Below are 19487 nucleotides of genomic sequence, written 5' to 3' on the forward strand. Positions count from 1 at the left end.
TCAGGTGCGTTTAAGTAACGATGTCGGCCTGGTGGATATCCTGAACGTCGATGACCGCTGGCAAGCCGATCCCGAACTGCTCAGTGAATTTCGTAATGTGCCGGAGATGGACTATTCGCGCGTTATCGCCTCGGCGGATCTGCTAAAGCTCATCGTGGAAAATTGCCTTAAAAAACAACTAAATTTTGTGGTTATCAAAGACAACCCGCAGCAGGCAGAGCCAGTACGCGCCAACCGAACGCCGAATCCTCACGACAGCAAAATGAAAAAAGCGCTGCGCTATATTGATGCGCATTTGTCAGATGAGTTACGCCTGGAAGATGTTGCGTCTCATGTTTACCTTAGCCCTTACTATTTCAGTAAATTGTTCAAAAAATATCAGGGTATCGGGTTTAACGCTTGGGTAAATCAACAGCGAATGGCGAGTGCCAAAGAGTTGCTCTGTCATAGTGACTGGAGCATAGCCAGCATTGCGCGTAATTTAGGCTTTTCACAAACCAGCTATTTCTGCAAAGTATTCCGCCAGACGTATCAGGTTACGCCGCAGGCATTTCGCCAGCAAATAAATGTCATTTCACGCGGTGAGTCCGCTTAAATAGCAATATTTTGCTATTGCCGATTTTTGATATCGGGCGCTATGTCAGTAATTATAAAATGAAAAGTAACAACAGCAGTCAATAAATTGTCATAGCGCAACAAAATAATAGTATTAGAGGGATAAACTGCACCAGTTTTTATTTTTGTGATGAGATACAGTGTCTGTATGCCTGACTTTCTTTATTCTTTGCTGACACTTTCATTCAAAATGTGAACATGTGAATAAGTGGGTTTATGCCAGATAATTGGCTGAATGAACCCGGAAAGATATTAAATTGAATTATTGTCATGAGGTCGTGAATTTACCTCATAACAGGGAGCTTAATTACGGCTCCTGAACTGACAGGTTTGCCACATTTGTGGTAGGGAAGGGGGTGAGAATCCCCCGCAGCCCCCGCTGCTGTGATGCTGACGACCCCGTATGGACCACTGATCGCAAGATTGGGAAGGACGGGTGAGGATGACGCTAAGCCAGAAGACCTGCCTGTCAGTGACTACCAACAACTTCGGTGGGAAGTGGGTGGTTCAGATGCATACAGTCGAGAGACTGGGTATCTCTACACCCCTACCACCCTGAACAGGATCAGGGTATGGCGGCCAATTTTCACGCATTTGTTCTTGCAGGTACCGGAAGCGGCTGTGGTAAAACCACGGTGACGCTGGGCTTGTTGAGCTTGTTGAAAAAACGCGGTTTACGCGTCCAGCCTTGCAAAGTGGGGCCTGATTACCTTGATACCGGCTGGCATACAGCGGTATGCGGTACCGCTTCCCGCAATCTTGATAGCTTCATGCTTCCCGCTTCCACTCTCAATGCTTTATTCCGCGAGCAGATGCAACATGCCGATATCGCCGTGATTGAAGGCGTGATGGGGTTGTATGACGGTTATGGTACCGACCCGAACTACTGCAGTACCGCCGTGATGGCCAAACAGTTAGGTTGCCCGGTCATCTTACTGGTTGATGGTAAAGCTGTTTCTACCTCGATAGCCGCAACGGTAATGGGTTTTCAGCATTTTGATCCCACGCTGAACATCGCCGGGGTGATCGTTAATCGGGTCAACAGCGAAACGCATTATCAGCTGCTGAAGGTGGCGATTGAGCGTTACTGTTCCGTTCCTGTATTAGGCTACGTTCCCCGTATGGAAGGCGTTGCGCTTCCGGAGCGTCATCTGGGGCTGGTTACCGCGCGTGAATCTGTTATCAATCAGCAGCCGTGGCAGGCCTTTGCCGCGACGCTGGAGCAGACGCTGGATATCGATGCTCTACTGAAATTAAGCCAGCTAAACACCCTCCCTGCGGGTGAATGGCCTACGCTTCCCGATACTGATGCCGGAGAAGGGCTAACGCTTGCTATCGCTGATGACGAAGCGTTCAACTTTTATTATCCGGACAATATTACTTTGCTTGAACGCACGGGGTTGAAGATTGTGCGTTTTAGCCCGTTGCACGACACCTGTTTACCTGATTGTCAGATGATCTGGCTGGGTGGCGGATACCCTGAGTTACATGCTGCGGCTCTGGCCCGCAATGTCCCGATGCTTAAGCAATTGCGAGCCGCACATCACCGCGGCGTGGCGATTTACGCCGAGTGCGGTGGGCTGATGTATCTCGGCAGTTCGCTGGAGGACTGCCACGGTGATAGCTGGTTGATGGCGGATATCATTCCCGGTCACAGCAAAATGGGGAAACGTCTGACCCGATTTGGCTACTGCGAGGCGCAGGCCGCGCAGCAAACCTTGTTAGCTGCAGAAGGCGAAGTGCTGCGCGGGCATGAATTTCACTACTCAGATTTTATTCCTGAAACTCCCGCGGTGATGCACTGTCGCAAAGTGCGCGATGGCAAAACGTTGCAGACCTGGTCCGGCGGCTGGCAGGTGGGTAACACTTTCGCCAGCTATCTACACGTTCATTTTGCTCAACGTCCGCAGATGCTTAACCATTGGTTGGCAGCCGCCAGGAGCGCGCTATGACGATCCTTGCGTGGTGTGTTGCCTGGCTGCTTGATTTTATTATCGGCGATCCGCAGAACTGGCCGCATCCGGTGCGCTGGATTGGCAATCTGATTTCTGCCATGCAGCGAGTCGTGCGGCGCTACTGCCATAGCGATCGTGCGTTGCGCATTGGTGGCGCGGTGATGTGGGTAGTGGTGGTTGGCCTGACCTGGGCTGTGTCCTGGGGCGTACTGGCGCTGGCGCACTCTATTCATCCCTGGCTTGGTTGGGTGGTAGAGGTTTGGATGATCTTTACCGTGCTGGCGGGGCGCTGCCTGGCGAACGCCGCGCAGGATGTCGAACGTCCGTTGCGTGCCGGTAACCTTGCCGCAAGTCGGGAAAAGTTATCTTGGATCGTAGGTCGCGATACCTCGCAATTACAACCTCAGCAGATCAATCGTGCCGTGGTGGAAACCGTGGCCGAAAACACCGTTGATGGCATCATCGCGCCACTGTTTTTCCTTCTTCTCGGCGGCGCGCCTTTGGCGATGGCCTACAAAGCGGTAAATACCCTTGACTCCATGGTGGGTTACAAACATGAAAAATACCGTGCTATCGGTATGGTCAGCGCGCGTCTGGATGATGTCGCAAATTATATTCCTGCGAGGCTGAGCTGGCTGCTGCTGGGCGCGGCAGCTTTTTTATGCCGTCAGGACGGTTCGCGTGCTTTGCAGATCGGCTGGCGCGATCGCTACAACCACAGTAGCCCAAACTGCGCGTGGTCGGAGGCCTCCGTTGCCGGGGCATTAGGTATTCGTCTGGGTGGCCCTAATGACTACTTTGGCGAGCGCGTTGAGAAACCGTGGATTGGTGATGCGCAACGCGACATTTCGGTAGACGACATTTCCCATACGATTCGATTGATGTGGGTGGCATCGACGCTGGCACTGGCGCTGTTTATCGCGCTGCGGTGGCTGCTGGTCGGTGTAGCCTGAGGACAACACTATGCAATATATCCAGCAACCCCAGGCTATTGAGGCCAAAAGTTTCGACATTATAGGCGAGATTATCCGTGAAACCCGTCCGGACTATCAGTTTGCCAGTCCGTTGCATGAAGCCATTATCAAGCGGGTCATTCACACCACGGCGGATTTCGACTGGCTGGACATTCTGTGGTTTTCCAGTGATGTGCTGGAGCAGTTCTGCGCGGCGCTTAGCCGTTCGAGCGTGATTTATACCGATACCACCATGGCCCTTTCCGGGATCAATAAAACACTGCTGGCAAAATTTGGCGGCGAGTGCCGCTGCTATATCAGCGATCCACGAGTCGTACGTACGGCAAAAGAGCAGGGGATCACCCGCTCAATGGCGGCTGTCGATATTGCGGTGAAAGAAGAGGGGGAAAAGCTGTTTGTTTTTGGCAACGCGCCGACAGCGCTGTTCCGCCTGCTTGAACATGATGTTGCGGTTAGCGGTGTGGTTGGTGTACCGGTCGGGTTCGTTGGTGCTGAAGAGTCGAAAGATGCCCTGACCCAAAGCAACCTGCCGGCCATTGCTGCGTTAGGACGTAAAGGGGGGAGTAACGTCGCCGCTGCTATCGTCAATGCCATGCTTTATCACATGCAGGGGGCGCGATGAGCGAGGCCTTCGATACGCCGGTGTGGCACAACGGCAAAGCGCTGCGTAAAGGATATACCACGGGATCGTGCGCGACGGCGGCTGCAAAAGTGGCGGCGCTGATGGTATTGCGCCAGCACCTGATCCATCAGGTTTCCATCGTGACGCCTTCCGGGGTGACGCTGTGCCTGAACGTCGAATCGCCGCATATCGAAGGGCAGCAGGCGATAGCCGCGATCCGTAAAGACGGTGGCGATGATGTCGATGCCACGCATGGCATGCTGATTTTTGCCCGCGTGACGTTAGATGATAGTGGCGTGATCGCCTTACAGGGCGGTGAAGGGGTCGGTACGGTTACCCGCAAAGGGATCGGTCTACCGGTGGGGAGTTCGGCGATTAACCGCACACCTCGCCAGACCATTGAGTCGGCGGTACGTGAAGCGATTGGTCCAAATCGTGGGGCGCAGATTGAAATCTTCGCGCCGGAAGGCGAAGAGCGGGCGCAAAAAACTTACAACTCGCGGCTTGGCATTCTGGGCGGTATTTCGATTATTGGCACCACGGGTATCGTCACGCCAATGTCGGAAGAGAGCTGGAAGCGTTCGCTGTCGCTGGAGCTGGAAATTAAACGCGCGGCGGGTCTGGATCGCGTGGTTCTGGTGCCGGGAAACCACGGTGAACGTTTTGTGCGTGAACAGATGGGCATCGACACCCAGGTTGTGGTCACCATGAGCAACTTTGTCGGCTACATGATTGAAGAAGCCGTCCGTCTGGGATTTCGGCAAATCGTGCTGGTGGGACATCCCGGGAAACTTATCAAAATCGCGGCGGGGATCTTCCATACCCACAGCCATATTGCCGATGCGCGCATGGAAACGCTGGTGGCCCATCTCGCGTTGCTTGGCGCGCCGCTGGAACTGCTGAGGCTGGTCAGCGACTGCGATACTACTGAAGCGGCGATGGAACACATCGACGCGTACGGCTTTCAGCATATTTATAACCATCTGGCGGAGCGGATCTGTATGCGCGTTCTGCAAACGTTGCGCTTTACCAAAAATCCCCCGACCTGCGACGCCATCATGTTCTCGTTTGACAATCAGGTGCTTGGCAGTAATCGCCCGATCGCAGAAATTGCTGAGGAGATGCAATGTTAACCGTTGTGGGAATGGGACCCGCAGGTTTGCATTTGATGACGTCTGCGGCGCGTGAAGCGGTCGCAACGGCTGACGTGCTGGTCGGCGGAAAGCGGCATTTGCAGCAATTCCCGGATTTCACCGGTGAACGGTTTGCTCTTGGCGCCAATATCGCGGAGCTCCTGAACTGGGTAACTGCGCACAAGGATAAGCATGTCGTCGTGCTGGCGTCTGGCGATCCGCTGTTCTACGGCATTGGGACGCGCATGGTGGCGCATTTTGGCATCGGGCAGGTACGCATTATTCCCGGTATTAGCGCGGTGCAGTATCTGTGCGCGCAGTCCGGTATCGATATGAACGATATGTGGCTGACCAGTAGCCACGGGCGCAGCGTCTGTTTCGATGAACTGGCCCGACATAACAAGGTGGGGATGGTTACAGATGCGTTGTGCGGCCCACGTGAAATCGCGCAGCAGCTAATCACTCGAGGCAAGGGACATCGCTGGATGGTTATTGGCGAAAACCTGGCGATGGAAAACGAGCGGATCCATGTCCTGCCTGTGAGTGAAATTAATGCCGACTATGACATGAATGCAGTGGTGATCCTTGATGAAAGATGAGCTGTTTCTGCGTGGAGAGAAGGTGCCGATGACCAAAGAAGCGGTACGCGCACTTGCCCTCTCAAAACTTGAATTACACCGCGCCAGTCACCTGATTGATATTGGTGCGGGAACAGGCAGCGTGTCGATAGAAGCGGCGCTGCAATATCCAGGATTGCGTGTGACGGCAATCGAACGTAACCCGGCGGCGCTCAGGTTGCTGGATGAAAATCGCCAGCATTTTGCCTGCGCAAATATCGACATTTTTCCCGGCGTTGCGCCAATGACCATCGCCGAAAAAGCCGATGCCATTTTTATGGGCGGCAGCGGTGGGCATCTGACCGATCTCATTGACTGGTCGATGCGTCAACTGCATCCCGCCGGGCGGCTGGTAATGACGTTTATCCTCCAGGAAAACCTCAATACCGCGCTGGCTCATCTGGACCATCTTGGCGTACAGGGAGTGGATTGCCTGCAGCTACAGGTTTCCTCGCTTACCACGCTTGGCAGTGGTCATTATTTCAAACCGAATAACCCCGTATTTGTTATCGCCTGTCAGAAGGAAGGAAACCATGTCTGAGATTTTTGATCCCCGTAGCGTGTGGTTCGTTGGCGCAGGTCCTGGCGATCGCGAGCTGATTACCCTCAAAGGTTACCGTTTGCTACAGCAGGCGCAGGTGGTTATCTACGCTGGATCGCTGATTAACACCGAACTGCTGGAATATTGCCCCGCCGGTGCTGAATGCCACGACAGCGCTGAACTGCATCTGGAGCAGATCCTCGATCTGATGGAAGCTGGCGTGAAGGCTGGCAAGACCGTGGTGCGTCTGCAAACTGGCGATGTCTCACTATACGGTTCCGTCCGCGAGCAGGGCGAGGAACTGACCAAACGCGGGATCGACTGGCAGGTGGTGCCCGGCGTCAGCGCATTCCTCGGTGCGGCGGCGGAACTCGGCGTGGAGTATACCGTGCCTGAAGTCTCCCAAAGCCTGATCATTACCCGTCTGGAAGGACGCACGCCGGTCCCCGAGCGCGAACAACTGGAGTCGTTTGCCAGTCATCAGACATCTATGGCGATTTATCTTTCCGTCCAGCGTATTCATCGGGTGGCCGAGCGTTTGATTGAAGGCGGTTATCCGGCGACCACGCCAGTGGCGGTGATCTACAAGGCGACCTGGCCGGAAAGCCAGACTGTGCGCGGTACTCTGGCGGATATTGGCGACAAGGTTCGCGATGCGGGCATCCGCAAAACGGCCCTGATTCTGGTCGGTGATTTCCTGGGCTCGGAGTATCACTACTCCAAACTCTATGCGGCGGACTTTAGCCATGAATACCGTAAAGCCTGAGTCAATTGCGCTTTTTTGCCTGACGCCAGGCGGCGTTGTGCTGGCGAAACGTCTGGCTGCTATGCTGCCGGTCACCTGTTTTACCAGTGAAAAGCTGCTGGAGGAGGGGTTTATTCCCTTTGAAAACGGCTTTGCCAATACCGTCCGCGAAGCGTTTATGAATTATTCGGCGCTGATTTTTATCGGGGCGACTGGCATTGCGGTGCGCGTACTGGCCCCGCTGGTCAACGATAAATTTTGCGATCCGGCGGTGGTGGTCATTGATGAACGTGCCCAGCATGTCATCAGCCTGCTCTCCGGCCACGCAGGGGGGGCGAATGCGCTGGCGCGTTATCTGGCAGGCATGTTGGGCGCCGACCCGGTTATCACCACGGCGACGGATGTCAACGATATGGCGGCCCTGGATACGCTGGCATTCCAGTTGAATGCCCGGATGAGCGATTTCCGTTCGGCGGTGAAGATCGTGAATCAGATGCTGGTCAGCAACAAGCGGGTTGGCCTGTGGTGGGATGACGAACTGACCCAGGATATCAGCCATTGCGATCGGCGCGGTTTTATTACGGTAACCGATCTCAATCAGCTTCCCGAACTGGATGCGCTGGTGTGTATCACCTTACGCACCAACTTACCCGAACTGCCTGTTCCGCACTGGAAGCTGGTGCCGCAGCGGGTCGTGGCCGGAATTGGTTGTCGCCGCGACACACCGTTTCCACTGCTGGCCGCGCTGCTTGCCCGTCAACTTGAAGCCCAGCAACTCGACCCGCTGGCGCTCAAAGCCATTGGCAGTATCACGCTGAAAAAAGATGAACAGGGGCTCATCCAGTTGGCTTCGTGCTGCCGCGTGCCTTTCGAAACCTTTTCCGCTGACGCGCTGCGTGAGCATGAACACCGTTTTCCGGCCTCATCGTTTGTTCGTAAAACGGTGGGGACAGGAAGCGTTTCTGGTCCTGCAGCCTGGCTGCTGAGCCACGGACAACTGTTAGGCGAGACCCTGCGCGAACAGGGCGTCACTATCACTTTGGGAGTTTCACACTGATGTTAAGCGTAATTGGAATTGGCCCTGGCTCGCAGGCAATGATGACCATGGAAGCCGTTGAAGCACTGCAGGCAGCGGAAATCATCGTTGGCTATAAAACCTACACCCATCTGGTTAAGGCCTTTACTGGCGACAAACAGGTGATCAAAACCGGGATGTGTAAGGAGATTGAACGCTGTCAGGCGGCGATCGAACTGGCGCAGGCGGGTCACAATGTGGCACTCATCAGTAGCGGTGATGCGGGGATTTACGGGATGGCCGGGCTGGTGCTGGAGCTGATCAGTAAGCAAAAGCTGGATGTTGAGGTCAGACTGATCCCAGGCATGACTGCCAGCATCGCCGCCGCCTCCTTACTGGGCGCGCCGTTGATGCACGACTTCTGCCACATCAGCTTAAGCGATCTGCTGACGCCATGGCCGGTTATCGAAAAACGCATCGTTGCCGCTGGCGAAGCCGACTTTGTCATCTGTTTCTACAACCCGCGCAGTCGGGGTCGTGAAGGACATCTGGCGCGCGCATTTGAGCTGCTTTCCGCCAGCAAGAGCGCACAAACGCCGGTCGGTATCGTGAAGTCAGCCGGACGTAAAAAGCAGGAAAAATGGCTGACCACTCTCGGTGAAATGGACTTTGAGCCGGTTGATATGACCAGTCTGGTGATCGTTGGCAACAAAACAACCTACGTGCAGGACGGCCTGATGATCACGCCACGAGGTTATGTGCTGTGAATTACGGTGACGTGTTGGTCATGGGCGGTACCAGCGATGCGCGCATGCTGTGCCAGCAACTGGATGCGGCAAACGTGGCCTACACCCTGTCAGTGGCGACCCCAACGGGGAAGCAGCTGGCGGGAGACATCAAAGGCCAGGTGCGTTGCGGACGTCTGGAGCGTGAGCAAATGATTGCCTGGCTGCATGAAAATCGGACGCGCTGGGTGATTGACGCCTCGCATCCGTATGCCGAGGTGGTGAGCCGCAATATCGTGAGCGCTTGCGAAGCGGCGGGCGTGCTGCTGAGCCGCTACCAGCGTCCTGAGCAGTTGAGTGGTTTAACCCACCCGCATCTGTTTACCGTACAGAGTATTCAGCAAGCCTGCGAGGTGGCGCGACGCTTCGGTAAACGCGTGTTGCTCACCACCGGCAGTAAAGATTTAGCCATCTGGCGTGAAAGATTAGCGGAAAAAACGCTGCTGGCGCGTGTTCTGCCTGTACCTGAGGTCATTCAGCAATGCGCGGATCTGGGCTTTGGCGTCGATGAGATTTTTGCGTTGTGCGGGCCGTTTAGCGCCGAGTTCAACGCCGCGTTTTACCGTCAGTGTCAGGCTGATGTGGTGATCACCAAAGCATCTGGTGCGGAAGGTGGTTATCAGGAAAAAGTTCAACCCTGTCTGGATGCTGGTATCCCCTGCATCGTGATTACACGTCCGGCACCGTTGGTGACGGGAGAAGAGTTACTGGAAAGTCAGGCCGCATTTGGGGCGCGTTTAACGCGCTGGCTGGCCGCTGCTTAAGGAGTTAGAGATGAAAAAGGCGCTTCTGGTGGTCAGCTTTGGCACCAGCTATCACGACACCTGTGAGAAAAATATTGTGGCCTGCGAGCGCGATCTCGCGGCCAGTTGCCCGGATCGTGACCTGTTCCGTGCGTTTACCTCCGGGATGATTATCCGCAAGCTCAAGCAGCGTGACGGCATTGATATCGACACGCCGTTGCAGGCGCTGCAAAAGCTGGCAGAGCAGGGGTATCAGGATGTGGCTATTCAGTCGCTGCACATCATCAACGGCGACGAATACGAAAAAATTGTCCGCGAAGTACAAAGTATGCGTCCGCTGTTTTCTCGCCTGACGCTCGGCGTACCGCTGCTGAGCAGCCATGAAGATTACGCGCAGCTGATGCTGGCGCTGCAACAGCAGATGCCGCCGCTTGGCGAAAAGGAAAAAGTGGTCTTTATGGGGCACGGAGCCAGCCATCATGCCTTTGCCGCTTATGCCTGTCTCGATCATATGATGACGGCGCAGCGCTACCCGGCGCGGGTCGGGGCGGTGGAAAGCTACCCGGAAGTGGATGTGTTAATTGATAGTTTGTCTCAGGAAGGGGTGACGGCGGTGCATCTGATGCCGCTGATGTTAGTTGCTGGCGACCATGCCATCAATGATATGGCCTCCGACGAAGACGATTCGTGGAAGACATTGTTTAATGCGGCCGGGATACGGGCTACGCCGTGGCTCAGTGGGTTGGGTGAGAATCCGGCGGTGCGCGCCATGTTTGTGGCGCATTTGCAGCAGGCGCTGAATGTGGCGCTGGAGGAAGCGGCATGAGCGGAAAACTGTACGCGTTAAGCACCGGGCCAGGCGCTTCCGATCTCATCACCGTGCGCGCTGCCCGCACGCTGGGTCAGCTCGATATTCTCTATGCGCCTGCCGGGCGTAAAGGCGGCGATAGCCTGGCGCTGTCGATCGTGCGGGAGTATATCGGCGAGCAGACCGAAGTCCGCTGCTGCCATTTTCCTATGAGTGCCGACAGCGCTGAAAAAGAGGCTGTCTGGGATGAGGTTGCCGCCGCGCTGGTTCAGGAAGTGGAGGCCGGTAAACAGGTTGGTTTTATTACCCTTGGTGATGCCATGCTGTTTAGTACTTGGGTCTTTTTACTCCAGCGTATTGGCTGTCCTGACTGGTTGGAAATCGTTCCGGGCGTGACCTCTTTTGCCGCGATTGCCGCGCGTTCGAAAACGCCGCTCGCCATGGAGCAACAGTCGCTGGCGGTGGTCTCATGTACCGCGCCGGAAGCGGAAATCCAGCAGGCGTTAAAGCAGCATGACAGCCTGGTGCTGATGAAAGTGTACGGTCGTTTTGCGCGCATCAAAGCGTTGCTGCAACAAGAGGGTTTGTTGAATTGCGCATTGATGATGTCTGAAGCCACGCTGCCGGGTGAGCAGTGCTGGCGTCATCTCAACGAAGTCAGCGACGACCAGCCGCTGCCTTATTTCTCGACCATTCTGGTTAATAAACAGTGGGAGTATGCACAATGAAGCTTGAACAACAGCTAAAACAGCTGTCTTTCAGCGGGTTGGCTGCGGCGCTATTACTGATGATTGTCCCTGAGCAAGCGTTCGCCATGCACATTATGGAAGGCTTCTTGCCGCCAATGTGGGCGCTGGCCTGGTGGCTGCTGTTTTTACCTTGCCTGTGGTACGGATTAGTGCGCTTGCGTCAAATCGTCCAGGAAGACAGCCACCAAAAAGTGTTACTGGCCCTCTGCGGCGCGTTTATTTTTGTGCTGTCGGCGCTGAAAATTCCTTCCGTTACCGGAAGCTGCTCGCATCCGACTGGTGTCGGGCTGGCGGTTATCCTGTTCGGACCGGGTGTGGTCGCTATTCTCGGTGCAATCGTCCTGCTATTCCAGGCCTTGCTGCTGGCGCACGGTGGTTTAACGACGCTCGGCGCCAACGGTATGTCGATGGCGGTGATTGGCCCGGTAGTAGGTTACATGGTGTGGAAAATGGCCTGCCGCGCGGGGCTACGCCGGGATGTCTGCGTCTTCCTGTGCGCCATGCTGGCGGATCTCGTCACCTATTTTGTTACCTCGGTGCAACTGGGCGTTGCGTTCCCGGATCCGTCCGCAGGCGCAATGGGGTCGATTGTGAAATTCATGGGCATTTTCTGCCTGACGCAGATCCCCATCGCGATTGCGGAAGGTCTGCTCACAGTAATGATTTATGACCAGCTAACCAAACGCCAGTTGATAACCGCACAAGGACATTAACGATGAAAAAGACGCTGATTTTGTTATGCATGGTGGTGGCGCTGGTGATCCTGCCGTTCTTTATCAACCACGGTGGAGAGTACGGTGGTTCAGACGGTGAGGCGGAAAGCCAGATTCAGGCTATCGCCCCGCATTATGAGCCGTGGTTCCAGCCGTTGTACGAACCGGCAAGTGGCGAAATTGAAAGCCTGCTGTTTACGCTCCAGGGGTCGCTGGGCGCAGCCGTAATTTTCTACATTCTGGGTTACACCAAGGGCAGACAACGCCGTGATGACCGGGCTTGACAGGCTTAGCTATCAAAGCCGCTGGTTTCATGTCTCGCCGGTGCGGAAATTTTTGCTTTGGCTGATGATGATGATTCTGGCGTTTACCCTGCCCCCGTTGGGGCAGGGTATCGAGCTGTTACTGATTGCCGCGCTGAGCTGCTGGCTGCTGCGCATTTCCTTCTGGCGCTGGTGCCGCTGGATGGCATTGCCGTTTGGTTTTCTGACGGTTGGTGTTGTGACCATCCTGTTTAGTTTTAGCCGCGATCCGCAAACCCTGCTGGCCAGTATCCCCGTAGGAAGCTATTGGTTAGGCGTGAGCGCGCCAGGCCTGGTCACTGCCAATGAAACCTTCTGGCGCAGCCTTGCGGCGCTGGCGGCAACCTTCTGGTTAGTGCTGAATCTGCCGTTTCCGCAGTTGATTATTTTACTCAAACGCGCACACGTTCCTCGCCTGCTGACTGAACAGATCCTGCTGACCTGGCGGTTTATTTTTATCCTGTTAGACGAGGCGCTGGCTATTCATCGCGCGCAAACGCTGCGTTTTGGTTATCGTAGCTTGCCGTTGGGCTACCGCTCGCTGGCGATGCTGGTGGGATTGTTATTTACCCGTGTGTTGATCCGCTACCAGCAAATGACCACCACACTGGATATCAAACTGTATCAAGGTGATTTTCACCTGTAAGGAAAAGTATGCTTGCCACTTCAGCGCTTTGGTTTCGCTATCAGGATGACCCGATCCTCAAAGGGCTAACGCTGGACTTTTCTACGCATGCCGTCACCGGGCTGGTAGGGGCCAATGGCTGCGGGAAATCCACGCTGTTTATGAATCTGAGCGGGTTATTGCGACCGCAGCAAGGCGCGGTGATGTGGCAGGGCAAACCGCTGGATTACAGCAAGCGCGGCCTGCTGGCGCTGCGTCAGCAGGTGGCAACCGTATTTCAGGATCCCGATCAGCAAATCTTTTATACCGATATCGACAGCGATATTGCGTTCAGTCTGCGCAACCTTGGGGTGGATGAAGCTGAAATCTCACGTCGGGTGGAAGATGCGCTCACGCTGGTTGATGCCCAGCATTTTCGCCATCAGCCTATTCAGTGTTTAAGCCACGGGCAAAAAAAACGCGTGGCGATTGCCAGTGCGCTGGTGTTGCAGGCGCAATATCTGCTACTGGATGAACCTACTGCAGGCCTTGACCCATCAGGCCGCACGCAGATGATTGAGATAATCAAACGCATCGTAGCGCAAGGAAACCACGTGGTTATCTCCAGCCATGATATCGATCTTATCTATGAGGTCAGCGATGCAGTTTACGTTTTACGCCGGGGTGAAGTGCTGACGCACGGCACGCCGGGTGAGGTTTTCGCCCGGACGGATCTTATTGAACAAGCTGGATTGACCCAGCCCTGGCTGGTGAAGCTGCATACTGAGCTGGGTTTCCCGCTGTGTAAAACAGAGGCTGAATTTTTTAGTCGTATGCGAGAGAACGCACTGAAGGAGGCGTCATGACGCAGGCAATAATGTTGCAGGGAACGGCATCTGATGTGGGTAAAAGCGTGTTGGTCGCCGGGCTGTGTCGAATTTTTTATCAGGACGGACTGCGTACCGCGCCGTTCAAATCGCAGAATATGGCGCTGAACTCGGGCATTACGCCAGAGGGGAAAGAGATGGGCCGCGCGCAAATTTTTCAGGCTGAGGCGGCCGGCATTACGCCGGATGTGCGTATGAATCCGGTGCTGCTTAAGCCGACCAGCGATCGTAAAGCGCAGGTTGTGCTGATGGGCAAAGTGGCGACCGATATGGATGCGGTGAGTTACCACGAGTATAAGCCGCGTCTGCGGGAGCAGATCCTGTCAGTATATAACAGTCTGGCGCAGGAGTTCGATGTGCTGGTGCTGGAAGGCGCGGGAAGCCCCGCTGAGATTAACCTGCGCGATCGCGATATTGTCAATATGGGTATGGCTGAGATGGCGCAATGCCCGGTCGTTCTGGTGGCCGATATCGATCGCGGCGGCGTGTTTGCCTCTATTTACGGCACGCTGGCGCTACTGCATGACCATGAACGGGCCAGGGTAAAAGGGGTGATCATCAATAAGTTTCGCGGTGATGTGGCGTTGCTGTACTCCGGTATCGAGCAAATTGAAGCGCTGACCGGCGTTCCGGTGCTGGGCGTCATGCCATGGCTGGATGTTGATCTGGAAGATGAAGACGGCGTGGCGCTGCAAAAGGGCAAGTATCTGCGTACTGACAAACGCGACATCGACATTGCCGTTGTTCAACTTCCGCACATTTCTAATTTTACTGATTTCAATGCGCTTGCGGCACAACCGGATGTGCGCGTGCGCTATGTTCGCCAGCCTGAAGAACTGGCAGGGGCCGATCTGGTGATTCTGCCAGGCAGCAAAAACACGCTGGGCGATCTGGTGTGGCTGCGTGAAAGCGGAATGGCGCATGGCGTCGTGCAATTGCATCGTAATAACGTTCCGGTGGTGGGGATTTGCGGTGGCTACCAAATGCTCGGCGATACCATCATTGATGAGGTGGAATCAGGGCTCGGTACGCTGCCGGGTCTGGGCTTGCTTAATACGGTGACCCATTTTGCCCAGCATAAAACCACGACCCTGGTTGAGGGGAAAATGTCTTCTTCGCTGCCCGACTGGCTGGCGGGCGCGGCAGACTTATCCGTTCGCGGTTATGAAATCCATATGGGCGAAACGGCATTATCCGAAGCATGCTATTCGGTGATGACGCTGCGCAAAGAAGGCAGACATGTGGCTGATGGCGCGGTAACACCGGATGGCCTGGCGTTCGGCACCTATCTTCACGGTCTGTTCGACAGCGATGAATTTACCCGTGCATTGGTGAATGGCCTGCGCGTACGCAAAGGATTAGCACCGCTGGATTCCACCTTCCATTACGCGCAATATAAATCGCAGCAGTTTGATCTGCTGGCGGATGCGATGCGGCAACACATCGATATTGAGAAAATTTATACCATCATGAAGCAATACCGGGAGCCCGTATGATGATTCTGGTTACGGGCGGCGCACGAAGCGGCAAGAGTCGGCATGCGGAAGCGCTAATCGCTGATTCCCCAAACGTTCTGTATATCGCGACTTCGCAGATTTTTGATGAGGAGATGGCGGCGCGCATTCAGCACCATCGCGATGGACGCCCTGCGCACTGGCGTACTGCCGAGCGCTGGCAACATCTCGATGAACTGATTACGGCAACAAACGATCCTCAGGAAGCCATTTTGCTGGAGTGCATCACCACCATGGTGACCAATCTGCTGTTCGCTCTGGGCGGTGACAGCGACCCGGATAGCTGGGATTACGCGGCGATGGAGCAGTCCATCGAGGATGAGATCCGTTTGCTGATTGCTGCCTGTCACCGTTGCCCGGCAACGGTGGTACTGGTGACTAACGAAGTCGGAATGGGGATTGTTCCGGAGAACCGTCTGGCCCGGCATTTTCGCGATATTGCCGGACGCGTGAACCAGAGACTGGCGACGGCAGCTGATGAGGTGTGGCTGGTGGTATCAGGAATTGGAGTCAAAATTAAATGAGTAAGTTGTTCTGGGCAATGCTTTCTTTTATCAGCCGCTTGCCCGTTCCTGCTCGCTGGTCGCAAGGATTGGATTTCGAGCACTATTCGCGCGGTATCGTGATGTTTCCCCTGATAGGCGTGGTGCTGGGCGGGCTGACGGGGCTGGTCTTTATGGCGCTGCAGCCCTGGTGTGGTACTCCACTGGCAGCCTTATTTGCCGTATTGACACTGGCGTTGTTGACCGGCGGTTTTCATCTGGACGGTCTGGCGGATACCTGTGACGGTATTTTTTCTGCCCGTCGACGCGAACGGATGCTGGAAATCATGCGCGACAGTCGCCTGGGAACCCATGGCGGGCTGGCGTTAATTTTCGTTTTGCTGGCCAAAGTGCTGGTGGTGAGCGAACTGGCTTTACGTGGCACGCCAATGCTGGCGGCGCTGGCTGCGGCATGTGTCGCCGGGCGGGGTAGCGCTGTTTTGCTGATGTATCGACATCGCTACGCCCGCGAAGAAGGGCTGGGCAATGTCTTTATCGGCAAAGTTACCGGGCGTCAAACCTGCGTCACACTGGGGTTGGCGGCAATCCTGGCCGCCGTGCTGCTTCCGGGCATGCGCGGCGTAGCAGCGATGGCTGTCACGATGGTGGCGATTTTCATTCTTGGGCAGTTATTAAAACGTACGTTGGGTGGGCAAACCGGCGATACGTTGGGCGCAGCCATTGAACTTGGCGAGTTGATATTCTTGCTGGCTCTGCTTTGAGCCAGCCAACATACTGGAACCCTTATGCAGACTTTAACCTCTTTACTCCACGCGATCCCTTCACCTGACAGTGCCGCGATGCTGCGTGCTCAGCAGCATATTGATGGCTTATTAAAGCCGCCGGGAAGTCTTGGTCGGCTCGAATCTCTTGCTGTGCAACTGGCTGGTATGCCTGGCCTGAAAGGTGTGCCGCATGTGAAGGACAAAGCGATGCTGGTGATGTGCGCCGATCATGGCGTCTGGGATGAAGGGGTTGCCGTTTCGCCTAAAGTGGTCACGGCTATTCAGGCCGCCAATATGACGCGTGGGACGACCGGCGTTTGCGTTCTGGCCGCTCAGGCTGGGGCAAAGGTGCATGTCATTGACGTGGGAATTGACGCGGAGCTTATCCCCGGCGTGGTGAATATGCGCGTCGCGCGCGGCTGCGGCAATATTGCCCAGGGCCCGGCAATGAGCCGTTCGCAGGCAGAGGAACTGCTGCTGGAAGTTATTCGCTATACCCATGAACTGGCGAAAGAGGGCGTAACGCTGTTTGGCGTGGGTGAACTCGGTATGGCAAATACCACGCCCGCGGCGGCTATCGTCAGCGTGCTGACCGGCAGCGATGCCGAAGATGTGGTGGGCATCGGCGCTAACCTGCCGCTTTCCAGAGTAGGTAATAAAGTAGAGGTTGTGCGGCGAGCCATTGCCGTCAATCAACCGGATCGGAATGACGGTATCGATGTACTGGCAAAAGTGGGCGGATTTGATCTGGTTGGCATGGCGGGTGTGATGCTGGGCGCGGCCTCCTGTGGGCTGCCGGTCGTGCTGGATGGTTTTCTTTCATACTCTGCTGCGCTGGCGGCCTGCCAGATCGCACCGCAGATTAAACCCTATCTGATCCCGTCACATTTCTCTGCTGAGAAGGGGGCCCGCACTGCGTTGGCGCATCTGGAGCTGGATCCGTATCTGAATATGGGGATGCGTTTAGGTGAAGGCAGCGGGGCCGCGCTGGCGATGCCGATTATTGAGGCCGCCTGCGCGATGTACCACAACATGGGGCAGTTAGCCGCCAGCAACATTGTGCTACCGGATGGTAAAGAAGCATAGTTACGTGCCCCCAGAACCTCGCCGTATGGCGAGGTTTATTTTTGCGCATTGAATTCGTAACCCACTAAAACAGATAATAAAAGCTATAATTACCGGATATCTGCTGCGGCAACGGAAAGGAAAAAGATGCGTCGTGTAAAACTGCTTTGTTCACTCATCATGCTGCTTGCGAGTCAGGTAGCACACGCGGTGAGTTATCCGCTGCCGCCAGAAGGTAGTCGTCTGGTAGGTAGCCCGCTGACGATTACGGTCCCGCCCGGAAACACCCAGCCGCTGGAGGCCTTTGCCGCGCAGTACGGGCAAGGGTTGAGCAATATGCTCGAGGCCAATCCCGGCGTAGACGTTTTTCTGCCTAAGTCTGGCTCAACGCTGGTCGTACCGCAGCAACTGATCTTGCCGGATACCGTGCGTGAAGGCATTGTTATCAACGTCGCCGAAATGCGTCTTTATTACTATCCTCCGGGCACAAACACGGTTGAAGTTTTGCCGATTGGCATTGGACAGGCGGGGAGAGAAACGCCGCGTAATTGGGTGACGGCAGTCGAGCGTAAGCAGGAAGCGCCGAGCTGGACGCCGACGCCGAATACCCGACGGGAATATGCCGCACGTGGGGAAACCTTGCCCGCGTTTGTGCCTGCCGGACCAGATAACCCGATGGGCCTGTATGCGATTTATATCGGCAGGCTTTATGCCATTCACGGCACTAACGCTAACTTTGGTATTGGTCTGCGGGTGAGCCAGGGCTGCATCCGTTTGCGTAATGACGATATTAAGTACTTGTTTGACACGGTGCCGGTTGGGACGCGTGTGCAACTGATTGACCGCCCGGTGAAATACAGCGAGGAACCAGACGGCAGCCGCTGGGTAGAAGTGCATGAGCCGCTGTCACGAAATCGTTCTGAGTACGAGTCTGACAGAAAGGTTCCCTTGCCGATCACTCCCGCTTTGCGCACATTTATCAGCGGGAGTGGCGTGGATGTGAGCCGCGGGAATCAGGCCCTGGAAAGACGCTCCGGTATGCCGGTGAACATCAGCCAGGTTCAGCAGCATTTTTAATATTAAAGCGGCCCAGGTTTATCGTCAGATAAGGTGGGGCGCTTTTTTAATTTGATACTGCCCCATTTTTACCACGCCGATATGGTCTGCCATTAGCTGCGCTTCGTGTTCGCTGTGGGTAACCAGCAGTGCCGTTTGCCCGGCAGCGCGCAAAATATCCCGTACCTCGTTGCCAAGACGCTCGCGCGTGCGCTTATCAAGGCTGGAAAAGGGTTCATCCAGCAACAGAATTTCCGGATGCGGTGCCAGCGCACGCGCGAGCGCGATGCGCTGCTGTTGACCGCCGGAAAGTTCATGGGGATAGCGGTTGGCATGGCTATGTAATTCCACCATTTTTAACAGCTCCGCCACCCTGGCCTGCTGTTCTTCACGCGGCATACGGCGTAATCCAAAGGCGACATTTTGGTGCGCGGTCAGATGCGGAAATAACGCATATTCCTGAAAAACCATGCCGACATGACGCTTTTCAGGCGGGAGATGAACACCGGGAGCGGCAACACGATGCTGAGACACATAGATCTCTCCGCTTCGCAGTCGTTCAAACCCCGCAACGGCGCGTAGAACCGTGGTTTTCCCGCAGCCTGAAGCCCCTAACAGACAGGCGATTTCCCCTTTGCGTACCGACATTGAAAATCCATTCAGTACCGATTGCTGGCTGTTGCCATAGGCAACGTGCACATCCTGGAGGCGTAATGCAATTTCTGACATTGTTACTCTCTTAACCCCGGCGAGTCATTTGGTGACGCACCAATAAAA

22 protein-coding genes, 1 pseudogene and 1 riboswitch are annotated in these 19487 nt (G+C 55.3%); of the genes and pseudogenes, 22 read left to right on the forward strand and 1 reads right to left on the reverse strand.

Annotated features, from left to right (window positions below):
• The 22 genes and pseudogenes from pocR to ldtA all read left to right on the forward strand — a co-directional run.
• A pseudogene (gene pocR, locus KQJ18_RS12400) lies at nt 1-595 on the forward strand (regulatory protein PocR); the annotation flags it as partial.
• A 329-nt stretch (nt 596-924) separates the two neighbouring features.
• Nucleotides 925-1100, forward strand: a riboswitch (cobalamin riboswitch).
• An 87-nt stretch (nt 1101-1187) separates the two neighbouring features.
• The gene (locus KQJ18_RS12405) at nt 1188-2567 is read left to right on the forward strand and encodes a cobyrinate a,c-diamide synthase (RefSeq protein WP_216422049.1); all 1380 of its coding nucleotides are present in this window, start codon (nt 1188-1190) and stop codon (nt 2565-2567) included.
• Nucleotides 2564-3523, forward strand: a complete 960-nt coding sequence (gene cbiB / locus KQJ18_RS12410) for an adenosylcobinamide-phosphate synthase CbiB (protein ID WP_216422051.1) — start codon at nt 2564-2566, stop codon at nt 3521-3523. Before KQJ18_RS12405 ends, cbiB begins: the two co-directional genes overlap by 4 nt.
• Nucleotides 3524-3533: 10 nt before the next feature.
• Nucleotides 3534-4166: a cobalt-precorrin-8 methylmutase gene (locus KQJ18_RS12415; protein ID WP_008785140.1), complete on the forward strand. Its 633-nt coding sequence runs from the start codon at nt 3534-3536 to the stop codon at nt 4164-4166.
• Nucleotides 4163-5299 (forward strand): cobalt-precorrin-5B (C(1))-methyltransferase CbiD, encoded by a 1137-nt coding sequence (gene cbiD / locus KQJ18_RS12420; protein WP_038641657.1) that lies wholly within the window; start codon nt 4163-4165, stop codon nt 5297-5299. The genes KQJ18_RS12415 and cbiD overlap by 4 nt, the downstream gene beginning before the upstream one ends.
• Nucleotides 5293-5898, forward strand: coding sequence for a cobalt-precorrin-7 (C(5))-methyltransferase (locus tag KQJ18_RS12425; protein WP_216422053.1), 606 nt, complete (start codon nt 5293-5295; stop codon nt 5896-5898). The genes cbiD and KQJ18_RS12425 overlap by 7 nt, the downstream gene beginning before the upstream one ends.
• Complete coding sequence (locus KQJ18_RS12430; protein ID WP_038641653.1) at nt 5888-6457, forward strand: decarboxylating cobalt-precorrin-6B (C(15))-methyltransferase; 570 nt, start codon at nt 5888-5890, stop codon at nt 6455-6457. Before KQJ18_RS12425 ends, KQJ18_RS12430 begins: the two co-directional genes overlap by 11 nt.
• Nucleotides 6450-7223, forward strand: coding sequence for a cobalt-precorrin-4 methyltransferase (locus KQJ18_RS12435; protein WP_085047979.1), 774 nt, complete (start codon nt 6450-6452; stop codon nt 7221-7223). Before KQJ18_RS12430 ends, KQJ18_RS12435 begins: the two co-directional genes overlap by 8 nt.
• Nucleotides 7204-8259 (forward strand): cobalt-precorrin 5A hydrolase, encoded by a 1056-nt coding sequence (gene cbiG, locus KQJ18_RS12440; RefSeq protein WP_159120926.1) that lies wholly within the window; start codon nt 7204-7206, stop codon nt 8257-8259. The genes KQJ18_RS12435 and cbiG overlap by 20 nt, the downstream gene beginning before the upstream one ends.
• The gene (locus KQJ18_RS12445) at nt 8259-8984 is read left to right on the forward strand and encodes a precorrin-3B C(17)-methyltransferase (protein ID WP_216422055.1); all 726 of its coding nucleotides are present in this window, start codon (nt 8259-8261) and stop codon (nt 8982-8984) included. Before cbiG ends, KQJ18_RS12445 begins: the two co-directional genes overlap by 1 nt.
• Nucleotides 8981-9766: a cobalt-precorrin-6A reductase gene (locus tag KQJ18_RS12450; protein ID WP_216422056.1), complete on the forward strand. Its 786-nt coding sequence runs from the start codon at nt 8981-8983 to the stop codon at nt 9764-9766. The genes KQJ18_RS12445 and KQJ18_RS12450 overlap by 4 nt, the downstream gene beginning before the upstream one ends.
• A gap of 10 nt (nt 9767-9776) precedes the next feature.
• Nucleotides 9777-10571: a sirohydrochlorin cobaltochelatase gene (locus KQJ18_RS12455; RefSeq protein WP_038641645.1), complete on the forward strand. Its 795-nt coding sequence runs from the start codon at nt 9777-9779 to the stop codon at nt 10569-10571.
• Entirely contained in the window at nt 10568-11281 is a 714-nt protein-coding gene (locus KQJ18_RS12460; RefSeq protein WP_038641643.1) for a cobalt-factor II C(20)-methyltransferase, read from the forward strand. Before KQJ18_RS12455 ends, KQJ18_RS12460 begins: the two co-directional genes overlap by 4 nt.
• Nucleotides 11278-12015: a cobalt ECF transporter S component CbiM gene (gene cbiM, locus KQJ18_RS12465; RefSeq protein WP_038641642.1), complete on the forward strand. Its 738-nt coding sequence runs from the start codon at nt 11278-11280 to the stop codon at nt 12013-12015. The genes KQJ18_RS12460 and cbiM overlap by 4 nt, the downstream gene beginning before the upstream one ends.
• Before the next feature lie 2 nt (nt 12016-12017).
• Nucleotides 12018-12299 carry an energy-coupling factor ABC transporter substrate-binding protein gene (locus tag KQJ18_RS12470; RefSeq protein ID WP_038641640.1) on the forward strand — a complete coding sequence of 94 codons (282 nt, stop codon included), beginning with the start codon at nt 12018-12020 and terminating at the stop codon, nt 12297-12299.
• Nucleotides 12286-12963 (forward strand): energy-coupling factor ABC transporter transmembrane protein, encoded by a 678-nt coding sequence (locus KQJ18_RS12475; RefSeq protein ID WP_016156861.1) that lies wholly within the window; start codon nt 12286-12288, stop codon nt 12961-12963. The genes KQJ18_RS12470 and KQJ18_RS12475 overlap by 14 nt, the downstream gene beginning before the upstream one ends.
• 8 nt (nt 12964-12971) lie before the next feature.
• Entirely contained in the window at nt 12972-13787 is an 816-nt protein-coding gene (locus KQJ18_RS12480; protein WP_150345148.1) for an energy-coupling factor ABC transporter ATP-binding protein, read from the forward strand.
• Complete coding sequence (locus KQJ18_RS12485; protein WP_216422057.1) at nt 13784-15304, forward strand: cobyric acid synthase; 1521 nt, start codon at nt 13784-13786, stop codon at nt 15302-15304. The genes KQJ18_RS12480 and KQJ18_RS12485 overlap by 4 nt, the downstream gene beginning before the upstream one ends.
• A complete protein-coding gene (gene cobU, locus KQJ18_RS12490; protein ID WP_069323548.1) occupies nt 15301-15846 on the forward strand; it encodes a bifunctional adenosylcobinamide kinase/adenosylcobinamide-phosphate guanylyltransferase in 546 nt (181 codons plus the stop codon). The genes KQJ18_RS12485 and cobU overlap by 4 nt, the downstream gene beginning before the upstream one ends.
• On the forward strand, nt 15843-16586 hold the full coding sequence (cobS, locus tag KQJ18_RS12495; RefSeq protein WP_038641631.1) for an adenosylcobinamide-GDP ribazoletransferase: 744 nt from the start codon (nt 15843-15845) through the stop codon (nt 16584-16586). Before cobU ends, cobS begins: the two co-directional genes overlap by 4 nt.
• Before the next feature lie 24 nt (nt 16587-16610).
• Nucleotides 16611-17675 (forward strand): nicotinate-nucleotide--dimethylbenzimidazole phosphoribosyltransferase, encoded by a 1065-nt coding sequence (gene cobT / locus KQJ18_RS12500; protein WP_085047984.1) that lies wholly within the window; start codon nt 16611-16613, stop codon nt 17673-17675.
• A gap of 126 nt (nt 17676-17801) precedes the next feature.
• Complete coding sequence (ldtA, locus tag KQJ18_RS12505) at nt 17802-18731, forward strand: L,D-transpeptidase (RefSeq protein ID WP_121529210.1); 930 nt, start codon at nt 17802-17804, stop codon at nt 18729-18731.
• A 24-nt stretch (nt 18732-18755) separates the two neighbouring features.
• On the opposite strand, the gene KQJ18_RS12510 is transcribed toward ldtA, so the two are convergent.
• Nucleotides 18756-19439, reverse strand: coding sequence for an ABC transporter ATP-binding protein (locus tag KQJ18_RS12510; protein ID WP_038641624.1), 684 nt, complete (start codon nt 19437-19439; stop codon nt 18756-18758).
• Between the last annotated feature and the right edge of the window lie 48 nt (nt 19440-19487).

It is taken from the genome of Citrobacter sp. S55_ASV_140 (genome assembly GCF_018919505.1).
GTDB lineage: Bacteria > Pseudomonadota > Gammaproteobacteria > Enterobacterales > Enterobacteriaceae > Citrobacter > Citrobacter werkmanii.

What these genes read in the sequence shown, in the direction of transcription:
- cbiD (WP_038641657.1), top strand. Translation starts at nt 4,163, where the DNA reads ATGAGCGAGGCCTTCGATACGCCGGTGTGGCACAACGGCAAAGCGCTG.
- KQJ18_RS12485 (WP_216422057.1), top strand. Translation starts at nt 13,784, where the DNA reads ATGACGCAGGCAATAATGTTGCAGGGAACGGCATCTGATGTGGGTAAA.
- cobT (WP_085047984.1), top strand. Translation starts at nt 16,611, where the DNA reads ATGCAGACTTTAACCTCTTTACTCCACGCGATCCCTTCACCTGACAGT.
- cbiB (WP_216422051.1), top strand. Translation starts at nt 2,564, where the DNA reads ATGACGATCCTTGCGTGGTGTGTTGCCTGGCTGCTTGATTTTATTATC.
- KQJ18_RS12455 (WP_038641645.1), top strand. Translation starts at nt 9,777, where the DNA reads ATGAAAAAGGCGCTTCTGGTGGTCAGCTTTGGCACCAGCTATCACGAC.
- KQJ18_RS12425 (WP_216422053.1), top strand. Translation starts at nt 5,293, where the DNA reads ATGTTAACCGTTGTGGGAATGGGACCCGCAGGTTTGCATTTGATGACG.
- KQJ18_RS12510 (WP_038641624.1), bottom strand. Translation starts at nt 19,439, where the DNA reads ATGTCAGAAATTGCATTACGCCTCCAGGATGTGCACGTTGCCTATGGC.
- KQJ18_RS12480 (WP_150345148.1), top strand. Translation starts at nt 12,972, where the DNA reads ATGCTTGCCACTTCAGCGCTTTGGTTTCGCTATCAGGATGACCCGATC.
- cobU (WP_069323548.1), top strand. Translation starts at nt 15,301, where the DNA reads ATGATGATTCTGGTTACGGGCGGCGCACGAAGCGGCAAGAGTCGGCAT.
- KQJ18_RS12415 (WP_008785140.1), top strand. Translation starts at nt 3,534, where the DNA reads ATGCAATATATCCAGCAACCCCAGGCTATTGAGGCCAAAAGTTTCGAC.
- KQJ18_RS12445 (WP_216422055.1), top strand. Translation starts at nt 8,259, where the DNA reads ATGTTAAGCGTAATTGGAATTGGCCCTGGCTCGCAGGCAATGATGACC.
- ldtA (WP_121529210.1), top strand. Translation starts at nt 17,802, where the DNA reads ATGCGTCGTGTAAAACTGCTTTGTTCACTCATCATGCTGCTTGCGAGT.
- cbiG (WP_159120926.1), top strand. Translation starts at nt 7,204, where the DNA reads ATGAATACCGTAAAGCCTGAGTCAATTGCGCTTTTTTGCCTGACGCCA.
- KQJ18_RS12460 (WP_038641643.1), top strand. Translation starts at nt 10,568, where the DNA reads ATGAGCGGAAAACTGTACGCGTTAAGCACCGGGCCAGGCGCTTCCGAT.
- KQJ18_RS12470 (WP_038641640.1), top strand. Translation starts at nt 12,018, where the DNA reads ATGAAAAAGACGCTGATTTTGTTATGCATGGTGGTGGCGCTGGTGATC.
- KQJ18_RS12475 (WP_016156861.1), top strand. Translation starts at nt 12,286, where the DNA reads ATGACCGGGCTTGACAGGCTTAGCTATCAAAGCCGCTGGTTTCATGTC.
- cobS (WP_038641631.1), top strand. Translation starts at nt 15,843, where the DNA reads ATGAGTAAGTTGTTCTGGGCAATGCTTTCTTTTATCAGCCGCTTGCCC.
- KQJ18_RS12430 (WP_038641653.1), top strand. Translation starts at nt 5,888, where the DNA reads ATGAAAGATGAGCTGTTTCTGCGTGGAGAGAAGGTGCCGATGACCAAA.
- KQJ18_RS12405 (WP_216422049.1), top strand. Translation starts at nt 1,188, where the DNA reads ATGGCGGCCAATTTTCACGCATTTGTTCTTGCAGGTACCGGAAGCGGC.
- KQJ18_RS12435 (WP_085047979.1), top strand. Translation starts at nt 6,450, where the DNA reads ATGTCTGAGATTTTTGATCCCCGTAGCGTGTGGTTCGTTGGCGCAGGT.
- cbiM (WP_038641642.1), top strand. Translation starts at nt 11,278, where the DNA reads ATGAAGCTTGAACAACAGCTAAAACAGCTGTCTTTCAGCGGGTTGGCT.